This window comes from Streptomyces sp. DH24, assembly GCF_029813775.1.
Classification (GTDB): domain Bacteria; phylum Actinomycetota; class Actinomycetes; order Streptomycetales; family Streptomycetaceae; genus Streptomyces.
The window spans coordinates 20102-39936 of sequence record NZ_JARVKW010000043.1 but is presented as its reverse complement, the minus strand read 5'-3'; the positions used below and the strand labels follow the sequence as shown (position 1 = coordinate 39936).

Here is a 19835-nt window from a genome sequence, read left to right as displayed (position 1 = left end):
TTGTTCATGTTCCGACGAACGGGCGTGAGGCGCCGTCCCGTCGACGGGACGGACGTCAGGCCGCTGCGGCGTTCGCCGTGAACACCTGCAGCAGGCGAGGGGGGATCTGGTGGTACACCGCGAGGTCGAGGTGTTCGCCGGCGGACGACCACTTGGCCGCCGAGGCGTTGACGCGCTCACCGGCGTACGTGTAGGGGGAGGTCTTGAGGAATTCCACGAGTTCCGGGTCGAGCCGGGCGGGAAGTGCCGTGAGGTCCAGGCCGGGGGACGGCATGGGCGCGAACGAGATCCGGTGGATTTCCGGGGAGTCCCAGGTGAGGGTCGCGTACACCCGGTATGCCTTGGAGGCGTAGGCGAGCATCCGCTCGTCCGGGTCCGGCAGTCCCATGTCGCGCAGCAGGGACCGGATCGTCTCGGGGTCGAGGCGGCCGGCGACGGCGGCGGGCAGCTGGAAGTAGAGGTTCACGGATGGGCGCTGGTAGTTGATTCCGACCAGGGCCACTTCTTCCAGGCCGTGGCGCGCGAAGAGGTCGGCGTTGTCGGCGACCGAGCGCGGCATGGACGGGATGTCGGCGAGTTGTGAGACCTTCTGGAGGCTGCGGGGGAACTGCGCGTACACCTTTTTGAAGCCGTTGGTGATGTCGCAGTCGATGAAGTAGTCGTCGATCTGGACGCGGGTCTGGAGGTCCGTGAGCAGGCTCCCGACGGGGTGGTCCGTCGGCTGGAGGAAGCCGCCGGCCAGGGCCCGGGTGTAGGGGCCCTCGGCCCCGGGGGAGACCTGGACGGTGTATTCGAGTTCGCCCACCTGGCCGGCGTTGATCTGTGCGCTGAAAATGATCGCGCCGTCCGTGAGCAGTGCGTCGCGGAATGCGTCCAGAACGGGCCAGACCTGGTCACGCGAGAAGGATGCACCCACCAGTCGAGAGGTTTCCTCGATGGCTGCGTACAGCTTTTCTGCCTCGGTGCCTTGGGACATCAGAACTCCAGGGTTGTGCGTCAGCCGTTGATCCCACAGGAATCCCGCACTCCGTCGCTCCTCGAAGGTAGCGGGGGGCCGCTTGAGATCCGCTGGACTGTGACGGTGACGGTGACGGGGTTCGGGGAATCGTCAGACGCTGGTGCGCGCGGTTTCCGTGGGGGTCTCGGCCACGCTGTTCGGCCGGGGGGCGTCGTGGTCCTGACCGTGGTTCATGAGCCGGCTCAGCAGCGGGCCCGCCATCGCGGTCGTGACCACGGCCATGACGACCATGAGGGAGTACAGGTCCCGGCCGAGGAAGCCCAGTTGCAGTCCCACGTTGAGGACGATGAGTTCGGTCAGGCCGCGGGTGTTCATCAGCGTGGCGAGCGCGGCGGACTGCCGCACCGGCATGCGGTTCAGCCGGGCGGCGCCGAACGCGCCGAGGAACTTGCCGCCGACGGCGACGAGCAGGATCAGGCCCAGTGCGCCCAGTCCGGCCGCGTCCAGCCCGGACAGGTCGACCTTGAGGCCGGCGACGAGGAAGAACACCGGCAGCAGCAGGGTGCCGGTCAGGTGGCACAGGCGGCCCTGCATGTCGTTGCGGAACTGCTCGGTGCCGGTGCGCGGGAGGATCACGCCGAAGAGGAACGCGCCGAAGATGTAGTGCAGGCCCACCCATTCGGTGACGGCGGCGGACAGCAGCAGGCCGATCAGGACGCTCGCGAACAGGGTCGGGGTGAGCTGGAGGTGGGGCCGCCGCGCGACGTAGCGCCGGAGCAGGGGGCGTACGACGAAGAGCATGCCCAGCAGGTACGGGACGGCGAGCAGGATGCGCCACTGTTCGGGGCCGGCCGAGCCGCTGACGGCGACGACGGCGGCGAGCAGGGACCAGGCGAGGACGTCGTCGATGGAGGCGCAGGCCAGGGCGACCACGCCGAGCGGGGTGCGTGTCATGCCCCGGTCGGTGAGGATGCGGGCCAGGACGGGGAACGCCGTGATGGACATGGCGATGCCCATGAACAGCATGAACCCGGTCTCGTCGCTGGTGCCGTAGTCGTCCATCAGGTACAGCGCGAGGGCCATGCCGAGGCCGAACGGCAGCACGATGGAGCTGAACGACACGGTGGCGGCGAGGCTTCCGCTGCCGCGGATCATCCCGGCGTCCCACTCCAGGCCGACGAGGAACATGAACACGACGACGCCGACCGCGGCCAGGGCGCTGAGCAGGGGCCGGATGTCACCCGGGAACAGGGCGTCGGAGACCGCCCCGTGGAACAGGGTCGGTCCCAGCGCGATGCCGGCGAGGACTTCACCGATCACCGCCGGCTGGTTCAACCGCCGGGCCAGCGCGCCCAGTACGCGCGCCAGGAGCACGATGGCGGCGAGGCCGAAGAGAAGTGACGTGGTCTGGTGGGTGTCCATGGCGATGGGGTCTCCGTGGGTGGGGATCCGGTCCGGGGCGGCTGAGGGACGTCTGTCGTCGGGAAAGCCGAAAAAAGGGGGGAACCCCGGTGACCGCTGTCAGCGCGTCACCGGGGTTCCCCGGGTGTCCGTCCGGTCAGTGCCTAGGGCTCAGGCCGGATAGCCGCCGAAGCGCCGCTCACGCGCGCCGAGGTCCGCGAGGGCGGCGTCGAAGTCGGCTCGCGTCATGTCGGGGAACAGGCACGGGGAGAAGTGCAGTTCGGCGTACGGAGACATCAGCGGGAAGAACGACGACATACGGATCGCGCCGCCGGTGCGGATGAGGTAGTCGACGTGGGTCGGGACGTACGCGTTCTCGAGCAGGATCTCCTCGGTCATCTCCGGGATCTTGCCGTTGAGCTTGTTGAAGATGCCGATGACCTCGTGCGTGAGGGACATCCCCAGGATGTAGTGCAGGGTGAAGTCCGCGTCCTTGTCCGACTTGTCGCGCAGTTCCTCCAGTTCGGCCAGGTACGGGGCGTCCACCAGGTCGAGGGACCCGGAGAAGTCGAACCGGCAGGTGTCGTAGACGCGCCGCACCACGTCGTTGAACGCGTTCATGAACGTGGTCACCGCGGCCTCGGGACGGCTGTGGTTCGCGGCGGAGGAGGCCGTGATGTAGAGGGTCGTGACACCGGCCTCCTTGGCCCAGCCCATGAACTCGATGAGCTTGTCCCCCATCGCCGCGTAGCCGTCGTCGAGGGAGACGCCGTGCGCCTGGGACCATCGGCGCATTCCGTCCGGCAGTAGCATCAGCGTGGTCACCGTGATCTCCTTGGGTTGCGTGTGGGAGCGTTGAATGAGCAGCGGTGTTCAGCGTTCGCGTCGTTCTCGGTCGGCGCGGGGCCGGTGTCATGCCTGCTGCTCGAACCGCTCCTGGAAACGGCGGGCCAGCGCGAGGCGCTGCACCTTCAGGGTGGCTGTCCGGGGCAGTTCGGCGTTGGGGATCTGGACGGGGTCGCCGAGCTGGGGGAAGCCGGCGGCGGCGGTGCGCCAGCGCTTCAGGTCCAGCGGCTTGTCGTCGGCGGTGCAGACCACCGGGACGGGCTGGGAGTCCGGGCCCTGCACGACGACGAGTTCGGTCAGCTCGTCCAGTTGGCTCAGGACGACGTCCTCGATCTCCAGGGAGCTGCGTACGCCGGGGATCATGTCGACCTCGCGGTCGAGCATGTGCAGGCAGCCGAACCTGGTCCGGTAGCCGACGTCGCCGGTGCGCCACCAGTCGCCGTCGCGGTTGATGTCGTAGCGGTCCTGCTCGCCGTAGTAGGTCTTGGCCAGGCCGTCCCAGGCGACCTCGATGAAGCCGGGGTTCTGCTCGGACGGCGGGTTGCCGTCCCGGCTCACCACGCGGACGCGCGCGGCGCCGTTGGGCATGGCCCAGCCGACGCAGCGGCCGTTCGCCTTGTGGGCGGAGCGGCGGAAGTAGGCGCGGCCGACGGCGGGGCCGACCTCGCTCTGCCCGTAGATCTGGAAGAACAGCGCGCCGCGGCGGTGGGACGCCTTGAGGAGCTTGCTCATGGTGCCGGGGTGGATCGCGTCGAAGGTGCTGCTGAAGACCTTCACCGATCCGAACGGCGCGCGCGGGTCCTCGGCCAGTCCCTCCCACTCCATCAGTGAGTTGGGCAGCGCCTCGACGAGGGCGGGGCGGTGCCGGAGGAAGTGTTCGGCGACGTCGGCGGGGTCCGTCTCCCGCATGAGCAGGACCGGGTAGGCCTTCAGCAGGGCCAGGGACATCGCCGCGACCATCCGCGAGTGCACGAACGGCACGTGGATGGCGACGGTCTCCTTCTTCCGCATCAGCGACAGCAGCCGCCACTGCGGTACGAGGCGGATGCCCTGGGTGCGGGGTGTGTGCACGACGAGCTTGGGAATGCCGGTGGTGCCGGAGGTGTGGGTGATGACGGCGGCCTCGTCGATGGGCCGGACGACCGGCTTGACGCGGGGCGCGCCGGCGAGGTCGGCGAGGCAGACGGCTCCCGGCCGGTCGCCGGCCGAGGTGATCACCCGGCGGGTGAGGTCGGCCAGCGGCACGTCGGCGAGGACGTCGAGCTTGGTGCCGTCGGTGAGCAGGGTGGGCAGGCCGACCCGTTGCAGCAGGACGCCGACGGTCGCGGCGTCCAGGGCGGGCGACAGGTTGACGACGACGCCGCCGATGCGGGAGATCGCGGCGGCGAGCATCCAGTGGTCGGCGTTGGCCGTCTTGTAGATGACGACGCGCTCGTCGGGCCGGACTCCGGCCGCCCACAGGCGGGCCGCCAGGTCGTCCACGTGCTCGGCGTACTGGGACACCGTCAGCCGTCGGCCGGCGTCGGGGAAGACGTCGAGGTCGTGGTCGAGGGTGATCGGTGTCGACGGGTTCACGGCCGCGGCCATCTCCGGCAGGAGGCCGATGTGCAGACCGCGCTTCTGTATCGATTTGTAGGCTGTGGAGCCCTTCATGAGGTTGTCTCCTTCGGTGCACGCTGCGAGATCGACGACGTGGCGTGCGGGTGCCGGCGTGGGTTACGCGGCGCGCCGGCCGCTCGTGGCGTGGGCGCGCACGGCGCCGCGCAGGGCCTGCGCGACCTGTGCGACCTGGTCCTGGCCGAGCTCGGCGTGCATGGGGATGGCGAGCTGGCGCCGGGCGAGGTCCAGCGAGACGGGGCACTTCTGCCGCGCCTGGAACACGGGCTGGATGTGGCCCGCGAACGTGCCGTGTCCGCAGCCGATGCCCTTGCCGCGCAGCTCGGTGGCGACCGCGGCGCGGTCCACGCCCGGGTCCAGGGTGACCATGTAGGTCTGCCAGGCGTGGGTGCGGTCCTCGGGCACGTGCGGCAGCGTCAGCAGGTCCTCGTCGCCGAGCAGTTCGGCGTACTGGGCGGCGACGGTGCTGCGGCGCCGGAGCAGTTCGTCGATGCGGCCGAGCTGGACCTGGAGGATGGCCGCGGCGATGTCGGACAGCTTGAAGTTGTAGCCGACCTCGGTGAACGTCGGGATGGGCAGGCCGACGACGTTGCCCATGTCGAAGATGCTGCCGATGCCGAAGGAGGAGCGCAGCCGCGCGTCCTTGCCGATCGCCGGGTCGCGGGCGAGCAGGGCACCGCCCTCGCCGCTGGAGGCGCCCTTGCGTCCGTGGAAGGACAGGCAGCCCACTTCGGCGAGCGCGCCGGCCTGGCGGCCCTGGTAGGTGGCGCCGACCGCGCAGGCGGCGTCCTCGATGAGGAACAGGTCGTGGCGGTCGGCGATCGCCTGGAGTTCGGTGTAGTCGGCGGGCATGCCGACCGTGTCCACGGCGATGATGCCGACGGTGCGCGGGGTGACCAGGTCGGCCACGGCCTGCGGGTCGACGGTGTAGGTGTCGGGGCGTACGTCGGCGAAGACGGGGGTGGCGCCGACGTAGAGCGCGGCCTGGGCGGGGGCGGGGAAGCCGTAGTCGGCGACGATCACCTCGTCGCCGGGGCCCACGCCGAAGGCGAGCATGGCCAGGTGGAGCGCGGCGCCGCAGTTGCTGACGGCGACCGCGTCGGCGACGTCGTACTTCTGGGCCAGCTGGGTCTCCAGCGCCTTGCCCCTGGGCCCCTGGCCGGCCGGCCAGCCGGAGGCGAACACCTCGGCGACGGCGGCCAGTTCGCGCTCGCCCAGGCTCGCGTGAACGAGGGGTATCGAATCCATCGTGCTCATCTCCGTCAGCTCTCGCGCTCGGTTGCCGTCTGGGCGGGAACAAGGGTGGGAGGTTCGAAGCGCAGGGGCGTGAGCTGCTTGACGTCGTAGCGCTTGCGCATCTCCTCGACGGCCGCGGGGTCCACCGCGGTGCCGCGCGACCAGATCTCCGCGATCTCCTCGAAGTAGTCCTCGTGGTCGGGCGAGGGCAGGCACTGGAAGAGCATCTTGGCGGGCTTGTCCGTGGCGTTGCGGAACGCGTGCGGAGTGCCGGGGGGCACGAACATGCAGCTGCCCTCACCCGCCCGGACGACGCGGTCGCCCTTGGGGGACTGCCAGGAGTGCCAGGTGTCCTTCGTGCGTTCGGTCGGCTCGAAGCACAGCAGGTCGAGCTCGCCGTCCAGGACGTAGAAGAACTCCTGGGAGTGGTCGTGCACGTGCGCCCCGACGTCGAAGCCGGGCGGGACGACCACCTCGAAGATCGACACGGAGGATCCCATCTCCGCCGTGGCCTTGAAGGTCACCTCCTGTGCCGGGGTGATCAGTTTCCGCCCCGCACCCGCCGGGAGGATGAGGTCAGTCATACTCGTCGCTTCCTTGTCCGCGCGCGGGTTCAGTCGATGGTCTGGGGCGTGTGGTCGGCCCAGGTGCCGAGCGCCATCTCGGCGGTGATGCCGGGACCGAAGCCCGCGATGAGACCGGTGGCGCCGGGCGCGGGGGTCTCCTCCTCGATGAGCCGGCGGGCGGCTTCGAGGACGACGGCGCTGGCGATGTTCCCGTACTCGCTGAGGGTGGACCAGCTGTGGCGGAACACGCTGCGGTCGACCTCGAGGAACTTGGCGAGGTCGTCCAGGATGCGCGGGCCGCCGGCGTGCACGATGTAGAAGTCGAGCTTGCCGGCGTCCCAGCTGTGGTCCTTGGCGAACTCGCGCAGGACGGGGGCCAGCGGCTCCATCGTGCCCGGCACCCGGCGGTCGAGCTGGAAGTGGAAGCCGGTGTCGCGCACGGAGTAGGAGATCCAGTCCTCGGTGTGCGGGATGAGGTAGGAGGCGTTGCGCTCCAGCTCGATGCCGACGCCGCCGCTGCCGCGCACCACGGCGGCCGCGACCGCGTCGCCGAACAGGCCGTCGGACAGCAGCGAGCCGATGTCGTCCATGTCGGGCTGGTAGCACAGCGAGCAGAACTCGGCGGAGACGATGAGGACGTTGCTGCCGGGGTGGGCCACGCAGAAGTCGTGGGCGCGGTTGATCGCTGCGCCGCCGGCGGCGCAGCCGAGCTGGGCGATGGGGATCTGCCGGGTGTCGGGGCGCAGGCCCATGGTGTTGATGAGCCACGCGGTCAGCGACGGCATCAGGAAGCCGGTGCAGGACACGTAGATGATGGCGTCGATGTCACGGGCCGCGACGTCGGCGTTCTTCAGCGCCTCCTCGACGACCGCCGGGGTGCGCTTCTTGGACTCGGCCTCGTAGATGCGGTTGCGTTCCGTCAGACCCGGGTGGTGGAGGGTCTTCTCGATGGGCTGGACGATGTGCCGCTTCTGCACTCCTGTGTTGCGTATCAGGCGGAGCGCGAGGGGCAGTTGGGGCTTTCCTGCGTGGACCCTCTGGGCGAAGTCCAGAGTCTCTTCCATCGTGATGACGTGTTCCGGCGCCTGCACCGCGGGCTTGCATAGCCTGGGCATATCGGATCCGCTTTCTCTTGAGTCTGCCTTGGGATACGTGCTGTGCGCACAGCGTCCGGCCGGGGTCAGGCCGCCATCGGCTGTGGGTCGAGGTCCATCAGGGCGGAGAGGATCGGTGGCCGGGACCAGTCCGGCGGGGACAGGGTGATGTCGATACGGCGGGCGGTGTCGTCCTTGACCCGCACCGGGCCCGCGGTCGCCGTCAGTGGGACGGGTTCCGTGTCGGCGGCGCTGCCGGCGGGCCGGGCCTGGGCGACCGCGTGGATGTACCAGGTGCCGGCGGGCACCCGGGTCAGGGTGAAGCGCCCCGGCGCGGTCACGCTGCTCCACGAGGCGGGGGTGCCCTGGAGCATGGCGCTGTCGAAGGCGCCGACGTGGACCGGCGAGAGCACGGTGCCCGCGGTGTGCAGCACCCCCGTCACCGTGCCGGAACAGCGGGCCGCCGACGGCGCGGGTGGGGCGGCCGAGGCTGCTTCGGGCCGCGCCGGCTCCCGCTTCTCGCCCGGGGTTTCGAGCGAGAGTCTGCGGTAGTGCGTGGGGGACAGTCCCACCAGCTCGGTGAAGCGGCGGGTGAAGCTGCCGGTGCTGCTGTATCCGACGCGTACCGCGATCTCGGCGACGGTGAGCGAGGTGGTCATGAGCAGGCGCTTGGCCTCCTGGATGCGCACCGCGCACAGGAACCGTCCCGGAGTCACACCGGTGACCCGGGTGAACACGCGCAGGAAGTAGTACTTGCTGACCATGGCGCTCCGGGCCAGCTCGTCGAGGCTCAGCGGTTCCCAGAAGCGTTCGCGGATCGTGGTGACGGCATGCTGCACTAGGTGCTCCATGAAGGGCTCCTGATGGCGATCATGTGGCCGCCGGCGCGGGCCGCTCGAGGGTCGCCGGTCGACGGGACGAGGCCTGCGGCGGACCCACTCGGTCTCCGGTTCGATGGAGACGGGCACGCCTGACAGCCGGGCGGCGAGGAAGTGGAGAACCGGGCCCGCAGCGCGCGGTCACGGCCATGGCCGGAGCCGACGAGCACTCAGGGGGAGAAGCTGCGCCGCGGGCGGCTGCGAGCGGTGTCAGAGCTCGGCGATGCCGGGACGAACGGGAAAGGCGGCGCTCAATCCCCTGCGACGCGAGGCGTTTTCGGGCAGGGGAGGTGTGCCGAAATAGTGACACGGTTGCCGTCGGCGCGCCAAGAGCGCCTCGAAGTGACGTGGATCACGCCAACTTCCGCTGTTCTCGCCAGAGTTCATGTGGCGGACGATAGGCAGCGCGCGAGCCCCGTACGCAGCACGCCAGTCGTACCCGACCGGCTCTGTAGCGCGCTGCTGCCACCATCGCCCCTGTATCCCAACACAACGGACACGGAGGGCGAATGTCTCGCGCCGAGGAAGCCACCGTAAGGAGCAAGCGGTTCCCATCGCCACAGGCGCGGGGCAAGGGTGGTGCCGACGACAGGCTGAAGAAGCTGCGGCGGACCGGGTTTCTCATCACCTTCATGCTCGGCGCCCTGTCCGCGGTGCCGCCGCTGTCGATGGACATGTACCTCCCGGCGCTGCCGGACGTCGCGCACACCTTCGGCTCGTCCGCGTCGAGCGGTCAGCTGACACTGACCGCGTGCCTGGCCGGCATGGCGCTCGGGCAGCTCGTGGTGGGTCCGATGAGCGACCGGTGGGGGCGGCGCCGACCGCTGCTGGCCGGCATGCTGATCTATGTCGTCGCGTCCGTGAGCTGCGCCGTCGCGCCCTCCGTCGAGCTGCTGATCGGGTTCCGGCTGCTCCAGGGCCTGGCGGGTGCGGCCGGGGTCGTCATCGCCCGTGCGGTCGTCCGTGACCTGTACGACGGCGTGGAGATGGCCCGGTTCTTCTCCACGCTGCTGCTGGTCTCCAGCCTCGCGCCGGTCATCGCTCCCCTCCTCGGGGGGCAGGTGCTGCGGTTCACCGCCTGGCGGGGTGTCTTCCTCGTGCTGGCCGCGGTCGGTGTCGCGCTCACCGCGATGGTCTGGCGGCGGCTGCCCGAGACGCTTCCGCTGGAGCGGCGCCGGGGCGGTGGTGTGCTGGGCGCGCTGTTCACCATGCGCGGGCTGGCCGCCGACCGGGTCTTCAGCGGGTACGTGGTGGTGCACGGCTTCACGTTCGGTGTGCTGTTCTCCTACATAGCCGCGTCGCCGTTCGTGATCCAGGAGCTCTACGGGGCGTCCCCGCAGGCCTTCTCCCTGGTCTACGGCCTCAACTCGCTCGGCATGATGGTCGTCGGCCGCGTCAACGGCAAGCTGCTGGTGGGCCGGGTCCGCCTGGACAAGGTCCTCGCGTTCGGGCTCTCCCTGATCGCCGCCGCGGGCGTGGTGATGATGCTGGTGACGAGCGGCGCGTTCGGCGACACGGGTATCGTCCCGGTCGCGTGCTGCCTGTTCGTCGTGACCTCGGCGCTGGGCATGGTGCTGCCCAACACCAACGCGCTCGCCATGATGCGCACCCCGCACGCCGCGGGCTCCGCCTCCGCGCTGGTCGGCACCGCCACCTACACCATGGGCGCGCTGGGCACGCTGCTCGTCGGCCTCGGCGGGAAGGGCTCGGCGGCGCCGCTGGCCGCGGTCCAGCTGGGCAGCGCGGTGGCCGCGATCGTCACCCTGCTGGTCATGTGCCGCCCGTGGGAGAACCTGCCGGCGGAGCGGCCCAAGCACTGAACCGGCCGCCGGCGGACACCGGTCGGCACCTCGCACGACGGCTCCTGCGGATCGCGCCCGGCGATCCGCAGGAGCCGTCGGTGTGCGCGGGCGGCCGGCGGGCCGGTCTCAGGCCGCCTTGTTCCGCTCCGGCGGCAGGATGAGGGTGGGCTCCAGGACGACGCGGGCGGCGGGCTCCTCCCGGGCCTCGGGCACCCGCTCCACCGTGTACCGCGTGCCCCGTTGCTGGCGCCAGTGGGCCTGTGCGACCACCACGGCGGCGTACGGGATGACGACCGCGCCGACCAGGGCGCAGACCGCGAGGACCGGCCACCGGCTCCAGGTGGCTGCCATCACGACCACGCAGGCGGTGCGCACCAGCATGGCCGTGAGGTAGCGGCGCTGACGGCCGTGCAGGTCACGTGTCAGGCCGGTACGCGCCCGGGTGATGGACTCGGCCCGGGGTGCGCCCCGGCGCCAGGGGAATCTGCTCATCGGGCCTCCGTGGACACTCCGGCGCGTACGCCGGACAACCGGAAAGGGAACGGGGCCCGGCCGGCTGGACGGGGCTCCCGCGCGGTGCGGACGTTCACCGACGGGCGGTGACGACGGCGAGCGGCGGAGACGGCGGGCGGGGAGGGCAGCGCGCGGGGGCGGGCGAGGAGGGACGGGGACGGGCGGGGACGGGCAGGGGACGGGTGGAAAGGAAAGCGGCGCGGGTGACCGTCCCCTGATCACCCGCGCCGCCGCTACTTTCCCGGCCCTCTGCTGTGCCGGGTCAGTTCAGCGCCTGGTCCGACTCCCGGCCCTCGGCGGAGCGCTGCGCGCCGATCGCCACGTGTCCGTTGGGCGAGTGGTCGCCGTGCTCCAGGGCCGCGTGCTCCAGCTCCTGCGGTGTCGGCTTCGGGATCTGTCCGCCGTACAGCCAGCGGCTGAGCTTGTAGCGCAGCATCTCCTTGCGGAACCGCGGGTTGGGCACGCCGTTGTGTTCGGCCTCGGGCACCGGCAGGGGCTTGTAGTCCTCCCTGGCCAGCAGGGTGTACTGATGCCAGCGGTCGAGCGGCTCGTGCACCTCGACGAACTCGCCGTGCGGCAGCCTGCGGATCCGTCCGGTCTCGCGGCCGTGCAGGAGCTTGTCGCGCTCCCGCCGCTGCAGGGCGAGGCAGATCCGCTTGGTGATGACGTACGTGAGCGCCGGGACCACGAAGACGCCGATCCGTACCGCCCAGGTGATGCCGTTCAGCGAGAGGTGGAACCGTTCGGCCAGGACGTCGTTGGCGCCGCCGAAGAACAGCACCAGGTACAGGGAGACGAACGCGATGCCGAACGCGGTCCGCGTGGGGTGGTCGCGCGGCCGGTCGAGGAGGTGGTGCTCCCGGGTGTCCCCGGTGACCCAGGCCTCCAGGAACGGCCACAGGGCGATCACCGCCATCATCACCGTGGGCAGGACGACGGCCGGGAGCAGCACGCCCATGTTGACGGTGTAGCCGCCGGGCAGGACGAACTCCCAGGCGGGCATGGCGCGCAGGGCACCCTCCAGGAAGCCCATGTACCAGTCGGGCTGCGAACCCTGGGAGATCTGGTCGGCGCGGTAGGGGCCGTAGCGCCACACCGGGTTGATCTGGGCGATGCCGGCGAGGAGCGCCAGCAGACCGGTGACCAGGAAGAAGAAGCCGCCGGCCTTGGCCGTGTAGTGCGGCATCAGGGGCTGGCCGACGACGTTCTGCTCGGTGCGCGCGGGGCCCCTGAACTGGGTGTGCTTGTGGTAGAAGACCAGGATCAGGTGGACGGTGACCAGGGCGAGGATGATGCCCGGCAGCAGCAGGATGTGGAAGCTGTAGAACCGGCCGATCACGTCGTGACCCGGGTACTCGCCGCCGAACAGGAACATCGTCAGGTACGTGCCGACCAGCGGGATGGCGAGGGTGACGCCCTCGGCGATGCGCAGGCCGGTGCCCGAGAGCAGGTCGTCGGGGAGCGAGTACCCGACGAAGCCCTCCAGGGTGACCAGGACGAGGAGCGTGAAGCCGATCAGCCAGTTGGCCTCACGCGGCTTGCGGAACGAACCGGTGAGGAAGTGCCGCAGCGTGTGGATGCACAGGGCGCCGATCATCACCAGGGCCGACCAGTGGTGCAGCTGCCGGATCAGCAGGCCGCCGCGCACGTCGAAGGTGATCTCGATCGTGGACTCGTAGGCCCGCGACATGTGGATGCCGTGCAGCGGGGCGTAGGACCCCTCGTAGACGGTTTCCGTCATGCTCGGGTCGAAGAACATGGTGAGCCAGAAACCGGTGAGCAACAGCATGATGAAGCTGTAGAGCGCGATCTCACCGAACATGAACGTCCAGTGGTCGGGAAAGACCTTGCGGACCAGGAACCGGAAGTGGTAGATCCCGAGCCGTCCGTCCGCCCAGTCGGCGATGCGAACGCCCTTCGACGCCTCGGTGCGCGCACCCGGCGGCGCAGTTTCGGTCGTGCTCATACCCGCGCACCCTCCCCTCGCCGCTCGATCGTCACAGACACACCCGATCCGGCCGGTACGTGGTCGGTGCTCGGGGTGGCCTGCCGCGGCGCCAGCGGGCCCGTGCCTTGGAGCAGCTGGAACGCTATCGACGCACGTCGTGGCCGGACAACCGCCCTCAAGCCTAAGTGTGGTTTCAACTCAAGTCTTTCTCGAGCGAGTTGCGAGTCAGCAGAGTGCATGTCGCCCCTCTTCTTGCTCAACTGGGCACAGGACGCGGGCCTGTTGTGAGCGCCGTGCGGAAGCACGTCTCTCAAGTCCGCCTCTGCAGGCGCCAGTTGATTCGCTTTTGTCATGAGGGAAGCGTAGGACTGTGCGCTGTGCGGCCTGCGGCCGGGTGCGGCTGCCGGGTGATGCGGCGGCGGAGGTCATGGCTGTCGCCGGTCACAGGCGGACGCGGTGGTCGGCCACTGGGCCGAGGAGCCGGTGGCGGGTCTCCAGCGGGCGGAGCCGGTGGAGACACCGATGGCGGGCGCTTCCGGTGCGACGGCGCGGCGCCGGCGGGCGTTCGGGCCGTGGGTGGTGCTGGGCGGGCCCGCCGGGACGGGGCCGCGGGGCCCTCGGAGGGCGGCGCGGATCGCCGAGGGCCGCAGTGCCGCGGCGGGCGGGGCGGCGGCCTGGAGCTGTTGGAGGAGCAGGGTCGCCGCGCAGGGGTCGGTGGTCGCGGCGGCGGCGAGCCGGGCCGCGTACCGGCTGCCGAGCCGGGCCCGCCATCCGGCCTGCCGGTCCTGGTTCTGGTCCCCCTGTGCGGCGCGCAGCGCGCGGGTGCTCGCCTGCCAGGCGGGGGCCAGCCGGTGGGCGATGGCCCTGCGTAAGCGGTAGCCGAGGCCGACGGCGGTGCCGTGGGCGGCCAGCATCTGGTCGAGGACGAGGGCGCACTGCACCGCGGCCGTCATGCCCTGGCCGTGGGCCGGGTCGAGGGCGGCGAAGGCGTCGCCGACGACGAGGAACTGGTCCGGCCAGCGGCGCAGTTTCTCGTAGTGGCGCCAGCGGTTGCCGGTGGGGCCGCAGCTGTAGACGGGGCCGAGCGGTGTGGCGGCCTCCAGGACGTCGCGCAGCAGGGGGTCGCGCAGGGTGCCCGCGGCGCGCAGCAGTTCGGCGTGGTCGGCCGGCGGGCGTCCGCCGTCGCCGGCGCAGACCGACACCGACCAGCGGCCGCCCTCGATGGGGTTGAGCATGCCCTGGGCCGGGTGGCCGGACGCGGGCATCAGCAGCAGGCTCTTCCAGTCGGCGACGTGGCCGACGGGCGGCGCGAACACGGCGGTGGCGAAGGCGGTGCGGGCGTCGACGACCGTTTCACGGGGTGGCGCGTAGCCGAGTTCGGCGAGCCACTGGGGGGCGCGCGAGCCGCGTCCGGTGGCGTCCACGACGAAGTCGGCGGTGAGCAGGTGCCGGGTGCCCCAGCCGTCGGGCGCTTTGGGGTCCCGGGCGCGCACCCAGACTCCGGTGACGGTGTCCTGGCGGCCGGGTTCCAGGGAGAGGGCCTCGTGCTTCTGCAGGAAGGTCACTCTGGGGTCGGCGCGCAGCCGGTCGCGTATCAGCGCGTCCATGAGGTCGCGGCTGGCGCTGAGCGTCGTCAGGTCGCAGTCCGCGCGGGGCAGCCATCCGCCCGGGCCGAGCAGCAGCATGTCCTCGGTCATGCGGACGAGGACCGCCCCGGCGCCGGTGAGTTCCTTGACGATGCCGGGGAACAGCTGCTCCAGGCCGTGCTGGGCGGCGGTGGTGAGGCCGTGCGTGTGGCGCGCCTGGGGCACGCCCCGGCGTCTGCCGGGTCCGCGTGGCACCCAGTCGCGCTCGATCACGGTGACCCGGTCCATGAAGTTGGCCAGGGCCCGCGCCGCGGTCAGACCGGCGAGACTGGAGCCGATGACCACCGCGTGGCCGTGGCCACCGGCAGCTCCGCCGGCACTGTGCGCATCGTGCGTCATCTCGCCCAACTCGCCCGCCCTCCCTGTGCGTTGTCCTTGCATCATGCGGGGAGCGGTCACCCGGACGGGTGTTGTTCGGCCTGTCCGAGGCGGGAGTTCGAGGGGCTGTCGAGGCGCCCGCGAGGGAGTCTTGAGCCGTGGGAGCGGGGCGCGGGGAGCAGCACGGTACCCCAGGGGCCCCGTCCGCTTCCCGCGCGGCCCGGGGCCGCCCGCCGCGGGCCTGCCGCGGCGGGCGGTCGGGTCACGGCGCCGCGGCGCGTACGCGTCCCGGTGCGGTGAGCGCCCGGTCCACCAGGGGTCCGGCGACGCCGGTGTAGCCGTCCGGGTCGAGCAGGGCGGCGGCCTCGCCCCGGCTCAACGCGCCCGCGAGTTGCGGGAGTTCGGCCAGTACGTCGGCCAACGGCCGGCCGGTCGTGGCGGCGAGCAGCGAGGCCTGGGTGAGCAGTTCCTTCGCGGCGGTCTTGCCGATGCGCGGCGCCAGAACGGCCGATACCCGCTCCGAGACGAGCTGTCCGCCGGTCGCCTCCAGGTTGGCGCGCATCCGCTCGGGGCGGACGGTGAGCCCCCGCACGAGTTCGACGGCGGTGTGCGCGGCGCCGCCGGTGAGCCGCAGGGCCTCGCGCAGCGGCTGCCACTCGGCGTGCCACATGCCGGCCGAGCGCTCGTCCTCGGTGACCAGGCACTGCGTCAGTACGGCGGCCAGCGCGGGCACCTGCACGGACGCCGACCGGATCATGGTGGCGAGCACCGGGTTGCGCTTGTGCGGCATCGCGGAGGAGGCGCCCCGCCCGGCGACCGCGGGCTCGGCCACTTCGCCGACCTCGGTACGGGTGAGCACCAGGACGTCCGCGGCGATCTTGCCGAGTGCCCCGGCCGTGTGGGCGAGGGCGGCGCCGAGGTCGGCGACGGGAGTGCGCAGGGCGTGCCAGGGCAGGGCGGGCACGGCCAGGCCGGTCTCGTCGGCGAAGGCGGCGCCGAGTTCGTCCAGGACGGCCGCGGGGTCGGCGTCCTCACCGGCGTACTGGAGGTAGCCGGCGAGGGTTCCGGCCGCGCCGCCGAGCGACACCGGCAGTCCGCCGCGGGCGACGCGGTCGAGGCGTTCGGCCGCGTCCAGGACCAGCTGGCGCCAGCCGGCCGCCTTGAGCCCGAACGTCGTGGGTACGGCGTGCAGGGCGAGGGTGCGGCCCGCCATGACGGTGTCCCGGTGCGTGGCCGCGAGGTCGGCCAGGGCCGCGGCCACGGCCCGCAGGTCGGCGACGGTCAGCCGCAGCGCGCGCTGGGCCACCAGCATGGCGCCGGTGTCGAGGACGTCCTGGCTGGTCGAGCCGCGGTGCACGTATTCGGCGGCGGCCGGTGAGCGTTCGGCGACGACCGCGGTCAGTGCCTTGACCAGGCCGACGACCGGGTTCGCGGTCTCCCGCGCGGCCAGGGCGAGTTCGCGTACGTCGAGCAGTTCCGCGCGGGCGGCGGCCGTGATGTAGGCCGCCGCACGTGCGGGGACCGTGCCGCAGCGGGCCTGGGCGCGGGCCAGGGCCGCCTCCGCGTCGAGCATCGCCTGGAGCCACGCGGTGTCGCCCACGGCCGCCTCGACGGGGGTGCCCGCCCGGACCGGTGACAGCAGCCCCGCGTCGACGTGGGCGGGCAGCGGTCCGGGCGGCTCGGGTTCGTGGCGGAACGTCATGCGTTTGCCTTCGCGTTCGGAATGCTGAGCGGGGCGGTGGTGCGCCCCGTGACCGGGCGGGGCGCGGGCTGCGGCGTGGCCGGCGGCAGGGCGAGGACGGCCGCCGCGATGGCGTCGGAGTCCTCCAGGGTGACGGAGCCGACGCCGGGTCTGATGCCCGCGGCGGTCACCCAGTGGACGGACTCGGTGGGCACCCCGTAGGCGAAGCGCCGGGGGTGTGGTTCGCCCCGGGCGTCGATCAGGTGGTAGGGCCGCTCGGACACGGCGAGGCCGCCGGTCTCGTAGCCGGCGCCGCCTCCGCGGCCGTCGCCGGTGTCCGGTGCGCCGGGGATGCGGTACGGGCGGCACTGCCCGGTGCGCAGCAGCCGGCCCATCAGCGGGTCGGCGGTGCGCCGCAGGTCGATCTCGGGCAGCCGGGCCTCGATGAGGACGGTGGCGCGCACCCGCACGTCCGGTATCTGGCTCGACGTACCGGCGAAGCAGGGGCCGAGGGAGTCGCGGGCGTCGGCGGTGACGCGCAGGCCGGGGCCGGTGACGTCGAGGACGCCGGCGTCCATGAGCGCGGCCATCTCCTCGATGCGGGACGCCGGCGGGCCGATGGACAGGTAGGCGTTGAGCGGTGTGTACCAGCGGTCGAGGTCGTCGCGGTGGGAGTCGGCGGTCAGGCCGGCGTGGTCGACGGCGAGCCGCAGCTCGTTGCGCAGGTCCCGCAGGACGTCGAGCGCGGCCTTGACGGGTCCGCTGACGTTGCCCTGGCGGGCCAGGCGGACGTCCTCGTCGAGGTGGCCGCGCAGCCAGGTGCGGAAGGCGGCCAGGTCGCGGAAGGCGCGGTGGCCGTAGGGGCGGGCGACGAGGTCCCAGTCCCAGCGTTCGGCCGCGTCGATGCCCGCCTCGTCGAGGACGCGGTCCTCGGCCGCGCCGGGTTCGGCGTGCAGGTACCGCTCGGTGAACTCCTCGGTGAGCGTGCCGGGTTCGCCGCGGGCCGCGAGCAGTGCCGTGTAGTAGACGGCGCACACCTCCTTGGAGATGAGCGGCCACAGGTCGGCGGCGAAGTCGATGGCCGCGCTGCGGGTGTCGCGGGCGCGCAGCCGCGCGATGTATCCGGCGGTCAGGAGCCGGGGGAAGTGGCGGCCGTGGGCGCCCTTCTCGTTCTCGCCGCGCGCCTGGTAGGGCACGCCGCGCCGGGAGCCGGCGTACAGGCGGGGTTCGCGGCCCGAGGGCCGGTAGACCAGGCGGCCGTCGACGCGGGTGAAGACGCCGCCGCGGCCGCGGGTGAACAGGGCCATGTAGTCGAAGAAGTTGAGCCCGAGCCCGCGCAGCAGCACGCTCTCGCCGGGCTGGATGCCGGACAGGTCGACGTCGGCCGGGTTGGCGGGCGGCACGTAGGTCAGCTCGTGCCGGGTGGCGAAGTCGGCCAGTTCGCGTTCGGTGCCGGTGGGCCGGACCGGGACGTGGCCCTGGGCGAGCACGACGGCGGACAGGCCGGTGAGCCGGGTGCCGTCCTCCAGGACGACCGTCTGGGGCCCGCCGTGCCCGCTCGCGGCGTCCGCGTCCTCCAGGGCGACGGCGCGCACCGGGTGGGTGCGTACGGTCACGTGGGCGGCGGTGTTCGCCACGACCTGCCGGAACGCCCAGGTCAGGTAGCAGCCGTAGAGGGCGCGGGTGGGGTAGGAGTCGGGGCCGAGGGCGCGTGCCTCGGTGACGACCTCGTCGGGCCAGGCGGTGTCCGGGCCGGTCTCCAGCGCGCCCGACTCGACGGCCTTGGCCCACTGGTACAGGCTCGGCCCCTCCTCCAGCGGTCCGTCGATGCGGACGCTGGCGTCGGTGTAGACGGTCACCTGGCAGGCGACGGTGTTCATCAGCAGGTGCCGGGACTGGGTGGGGCGCCACACGCGTCCCGCGCCCGGTGGGTCGGGGTCGACGACATGCACGGTGACGGTGTCCCAGCGGGGCGACTTCCGTTCCTGCGCACAGAGCCTCTCCAGTACGGAAAGGCCCCGGGGACCGGCGCCGACGACGCACACCTCCAGGTGTGCCGCGGTGCCTGCCCCGGCCGGCGGGGCGGAGGTGCTGATGTTCGGGTGTCCGCCCGCGAACACCTCACCCGGGGAAAACTGAGCGACCGCCGTCGAGTGCGGCCCTGCGGGGAGTCCGGCGCGCACCGCGCGTTCGCCTCCGTGCAATTCGTCCACAGTTCCTCCTTCCTCGGCAACCGTCGGGCCAAGGGCTCAACCGCAGCTCGGTTCCGGGTGGAAGCGGCCTGGAGAACAGGTGCGGATCGGGTCGGGAAGCCGGTCCCGAACGAGGCTGTATCGGGACTCGAGTCACCGGTCGGGTAATAGGACTGTTCGCCCGGGGCCGACGCAGCAGCCTCACCGGACCAGAGCACAGAGCCAACTGCCGCAATGTGCACGGGATTTGCATGTGATGTACAGCGGTCGTGGGGGCGAGACGCCTCGTGAAGGAGCTTCGATGAAGTCCCATCCATGCCCGAGAAACCACACTCAGGAAAGTCGCGCCGCCGCCGGATCCGCCCTCTGCGCTCCCTGCGTCAAGGGAGTGAAACGCAATCTCCGTGCACTCCCCGTACTGCACCGGGAATGCCTGCACCAGGTGGCGCCGACGGGCCGGCGAACCAATCCGACCAAGGTCTCGGGCAGCCGCAGCAGGGACTACCTGGACATCTCCGTGCTCGACGCCCGCCACAACATCCTCGCCCTTTTGGAGTCATGGTCCGGAATGGTGGTGGAAAAGCTCGCAACAGCCGCACCGGCGCGTACGGTTCCCGCCCTGGCGCAGTTCCTGACGCTGCATCTGGACTGGCTCCTCGGCCAGCCCCCGGCCGCCGACTTCGCGGACGAGATCGAAGGGCTCGTCGAGGAATTGCGCCGGACCATAGATCCTGAACCCAGCACTCTCCACACGCTGATCAGACAGTGCGTCGTGGACAACTGCCCGGGAACGATCAGCGCCCCGCCGGGAATCGGGCGGGCGGGAAGCAGCAGGATCACCTGCTCCTCAGGACATTCATGGGAAATGTGCGAGTGGCTCAGTCTCAGGAAACTCATGGAGCGGCAGCGAAAGGGTGTCAACGCATGATCAAGCCACCGAGCCACCGGCTCGTTCCCACGAAAGTGGCCGCACTCGCCGTGGGGGTGTCCGAAGCGACGATCCGCAAGTGGGTCAGTCGCGGGAAGATCACGCGCTACGGCGCACCGCACCGCCGCTCGGAGTTCGACATCGAGGAGCTGACGGAGATAGCCCTCCAGCGCCGGCCCTGACCCGGTCCCCGTCCGACGTGCCCGCCGCG

At 71.5% G+C, this 19835-nt stretch carries 16 protein-coding genes; 3 read left to right on the top strand and 13 right to left on the bottom strand.

All coding sequences use genetic code 11. The features are described from left to right. Nucleotides 1-55 precede the first annotated feature (55 nt). The 8 genes from QC282_RS26990 to QC282_RS26955 all read right to left on the bottom strand — a co-directional run bounded on the left by QC282_RS26990 (nucleotide 56) and on the right by QC282_RS26955 (nucleotide 8569). Nucleotides 56-976, bottom strand: a complete 921-nt coding sequence (locus QC282_RS26990; RefSeq protein ID WP_279552175.1) for an aromatic prenyltransferase — start codon at nucleotides 974-976, stop codon at nucleotides 56-58. 132 nt (nucleotides 977-1108) lie between these two features. Beyond that, nucleotides 1109-2380: a cation:proton antiporter gene (locus QC282_RS26985; RefSeq protein ID WP_279552174.1), complete on the bottom strand. Its 1272-nt coding sequence runs from the start codon at nucleotides 2378-2380 to the stop codon at nucleotides 1109-1111. A gap of 150 nt (nucleotides 2381-2530) precedes the next feature. Then, complete coding sequence (locus QC282_RS26980; protein ID WP_279552173.1) at nucleotides 2531-3184, bottom strand: undecaprenyl diphosphate synthase family protein; 654 nt, start codon at nucleotides 3182-3184, stop codon at nucleotides 2531-2533. Nucleotides 3185-3271: 87 nt separating this feature from the next. Then, on the bottom strand, nucleotides 3272-4858 hold the full coding sequence (locus tag QC282_RS26975) for a class I adenylate-forming enzyme family protein (protein ID WP_279552172.1): 1587 nt from the start codon (nucleotides 4856-4858) through the stop codon (nucleotides 3272-3274). Nucleotides 4859-4921: 63 nt separating this feature from the next. Continuing rightward, entirely contained in the window at nucleotides 4922-6070 is a 1149-nt protein-coding gene (locus QC282_RS26970; protein ID WP_279552171.1) for a DegT/DnrJ/EryC1/StrS family aminotransferase, read from the bottom strand. Nucleotides 6071-6084: 14 nt separating this feature from the next. Beyond that, entirely contained in the window at nucleotides 6085-6642 is a 558-nt protein-coding gene (locus tag QC282_RS26965; RefSeq protein ID WP_279552170.1) for a cupin domain-containing protein, read from the bottom strand. A gap of 29 nt (nucleotides 6643-6671) precedes the next feature. Continuing rightward, a complete protein-coding gene (locus QC282_RS26960; protein WP_279552169.1) occupies nucleotides 6672-7688 on the bottom strand; it encodes a type III polyketide synthase in 1017 nt (338 codons plus the stop codon). 116 nt (nucleotides 7689-7804) lie between these two features. Continuing rightward, nucleotides 7805-8569: an AraC family transcriptional regulator gene (locus tag QC282_RS26955; RefSeq protein WP_279552168.1), complete on the bottom strand. Its 765-nt coding sequence runs from the start codon at nucleotides 8567-8569 to the stop codon at nucleotides 7805-7807. Nucleotides 8570-9105: 536 nt separating this feature from the next. On the opposite strand from QC282_RS26955, the gene QC282_RS26950 reads away from it, so the two are divergent. After that, the gene (locus QC282_RS26950; RefSeq protein WP_279552167.1) at nucleotides 9106-10416 is read left to right on the top strand and encodes a multidrug effflux MFS transporter; all 1311 of its coding nucleotides are present in this window, start codon (nucleotides 9106-9108) and stop codon (nucleotides 10414-10416) included. 108 nt (nucleotides 10417-10524) lie between these two features. On the opposite strand, the gene QC282_RS26945 is transcribed toward QC282_RS26950, so the two are convergent. The 5 genes from QC282_RS26945 to QC282_RS26925 form a co-directional block, all read right to left on the bottom strand. Next, complete coding sequence (locus QC282_RS26945) at nucleotides 10525-10890, bottom strand: DUF3099 domain-containing protein (RefSeq protein WP_279552166.1); 366 nt, start codon at nucleotides 10888-10890, stop codon at nucleotides 10525-10527. Between the two features lie 283 nt (nucleotides 10891-11173). Beyond that, the gene (locus QC282_RS26940) at nucleotides 11174-12877 is read right to left on the bottom strand and encodes a ubiquinol-cytochrome c reductase cytochrome b subunit (RefSeq protein WP_279552165.1); all 1704 of its coding nucleotides are present in this window, start codon (nucleotides 12875-12877) and stop codon (nucleotides 11174-11176) included. A 407-nt stretch (nucleotides 12878-13284) separates the two neighbouring features. After that, the gene (locus QC282_RS26935; protein ID WP_279552164.1) at nucleotides 13285-14844 is read right to left on the bottom strand and encodes an NAD(P)/FAD-dependent oxidoreductase; all 1560 of its coding nucleotides are present in this window, start codon (nucleotides 14842-14844) and stop codon (nucleotides 13285-13287) included. Between the two features lie 241 nt (nucleotides 14845-15085). Further along, entirely contained in the window at nucleotides 15086-16525 is a 1440-nt protein-coding gene (pcaB, locus tag QC282_RS26930; protein ID WP_279552163.1) for a 3-carboxy-cis,cis-muconate cycloisomerase, read from the bottom strand. Then, the gene (locus QC282_RS26925; RefSeq protein ID WP_279552187.1) at nucleotides 16522-18600 is read right to left on the bottom strand and encodes an FAD/NAD(P)-binding protein; all 2079 of its coding nucleotides are present in this window, start codon (nucleotides 18598-18600) and stop codon (nucleotides 16522-16524) included. The genes pcaB and QC282_RS26925 overlap by 4 nt, the downstream gene beginning before the upstream one ends. 397 nt (nucleotides 18601-18997) lie before the next feature. Here QC282_RS26925 and QC282_RS26920 point away from each other — a divergent pair, with 397 nt between their 5' ends. Then, nucleotides 18998-19624, top strand: coding sequence for a hypothetical protein (locus tag QC282_RS26920; RefSeq protein WP_279552162.1), 627 nt, complete (start codon nucleotides 18998-19000; stop codon nucleotides 19622-19624). Next, nucleotides 19621-19806, top strand: a complete 186-nt coding sequence (locus QC282_RS26915; protein WP_053666114.1) for a hypothetical protein — start codon at nucleotides 19621-19623, stop codon at nucleotides 19804-19806. Before QC282_RS26920 ends, QC282_RS26915 begins: the two co-directional genes overlap by 4 nt. Nucleotides 19807-19835: the final 29 nt, after the last annotated feature.

Bases quoted from the DNA above. Each gene is read 5' to 3' on its own strand.
- QC282_RS26940 (WP_279552165.1), bottom strand. From the start codon at position 12,877: ATGAGCACGACCGAAACTGCGCCGCCGGGTGCGCGCACCGAGGCGTCG.
- QC282_RS26975 (WP_279552172.1), bottom strand. From the start codon at position 4,858: ATGAAGGGCTCCACAGCCTACAAATCGATACAGAAGCGCGGTCTGCAC.
- QC282_RS26985 (WP_279552174.1), bottom strand. From the start codon at position 2,380: ATGGACACCCACCAGACCACGTCACTTCTCTTCGGCCTCGCCGCCATC.
- QC282_RS26960 (WP_279552169.1), bottom strand. From the start codon at position 7,688: ATGGAAGAGACTCTGGACTTCGCCCAGAGGGTCCACGCAGGAAAGCCC.
- QC282_RS26965 (WP_279552170.1), bottom strand. From the start codon at position 6,642: ATGACTGACCTCATCCTCCCGGCGGGTGCGGGGCGGAAACTGATCACC.
- QC282_RS26950 (WP_279552167.1), top strand. From the start codon at position 9,106: ATGTCTCGCGCCGAGGAAGCCACCGTAAGGAGCAAGCGGTTCCCATCG.
- QC282_RS26945 (WP_279552166.1), bottom strand. From the start codon at position 10,890: ATGAGCAGATTCCCCTGGCGCCGGGGCGCACCCCGGGCCGAGTCCATC.
- QC282_RS26955 (WP_279552168.1), bottom strand. From the start codon at position 8,569: ATGGAGCACCTAGTGCAGCATGCCGTCACCACGATCCGCGAACGCTTC.
- QC282_RS26920 (WP_279552162.1), top strand. From the start codon at position 18,998: ATGAAGTCCCATCCATGCCCGAGAAACCACACTCAGGAAAGTCGCGCC.
- QC282_RS26970 (WP_279552171.1), bottom strand. From the start codon at position 6,070: ATGGATTCGATACCCCTCGTTCACGCGAGCCTGGGCGAGCGCGAACTG.
- QC282_RS26935 (WP_279552164.1), bottom strand. From the start codon at position 14,844: ATGACGCACGATGCGCACAGTGCCGGCGGAGCTGCCGGTGGCCACGGC.
- QC282_RS26915 (WP_053666114.1), top strand. From the start codon at position 19,621: ATGATCAAGCCACCGAGCCACCGGCTCGTTCCCACGAAAGTGGCCGCA.
- QC282_RS26990 (WP_279552175.1), bottom strand. From the start codon at position 976: ATGTCCCAAGGCACCGAGGCAGAAAAGCTGTACGCAGCCATCGAGGAA.
- pcaB (WP_279552163.1), bottom strand. From the start codon at position 16,525: ATGACGTTCCGCCACGAACCCGAGCCGCCCGGACCGCTGCCCGCCCAC.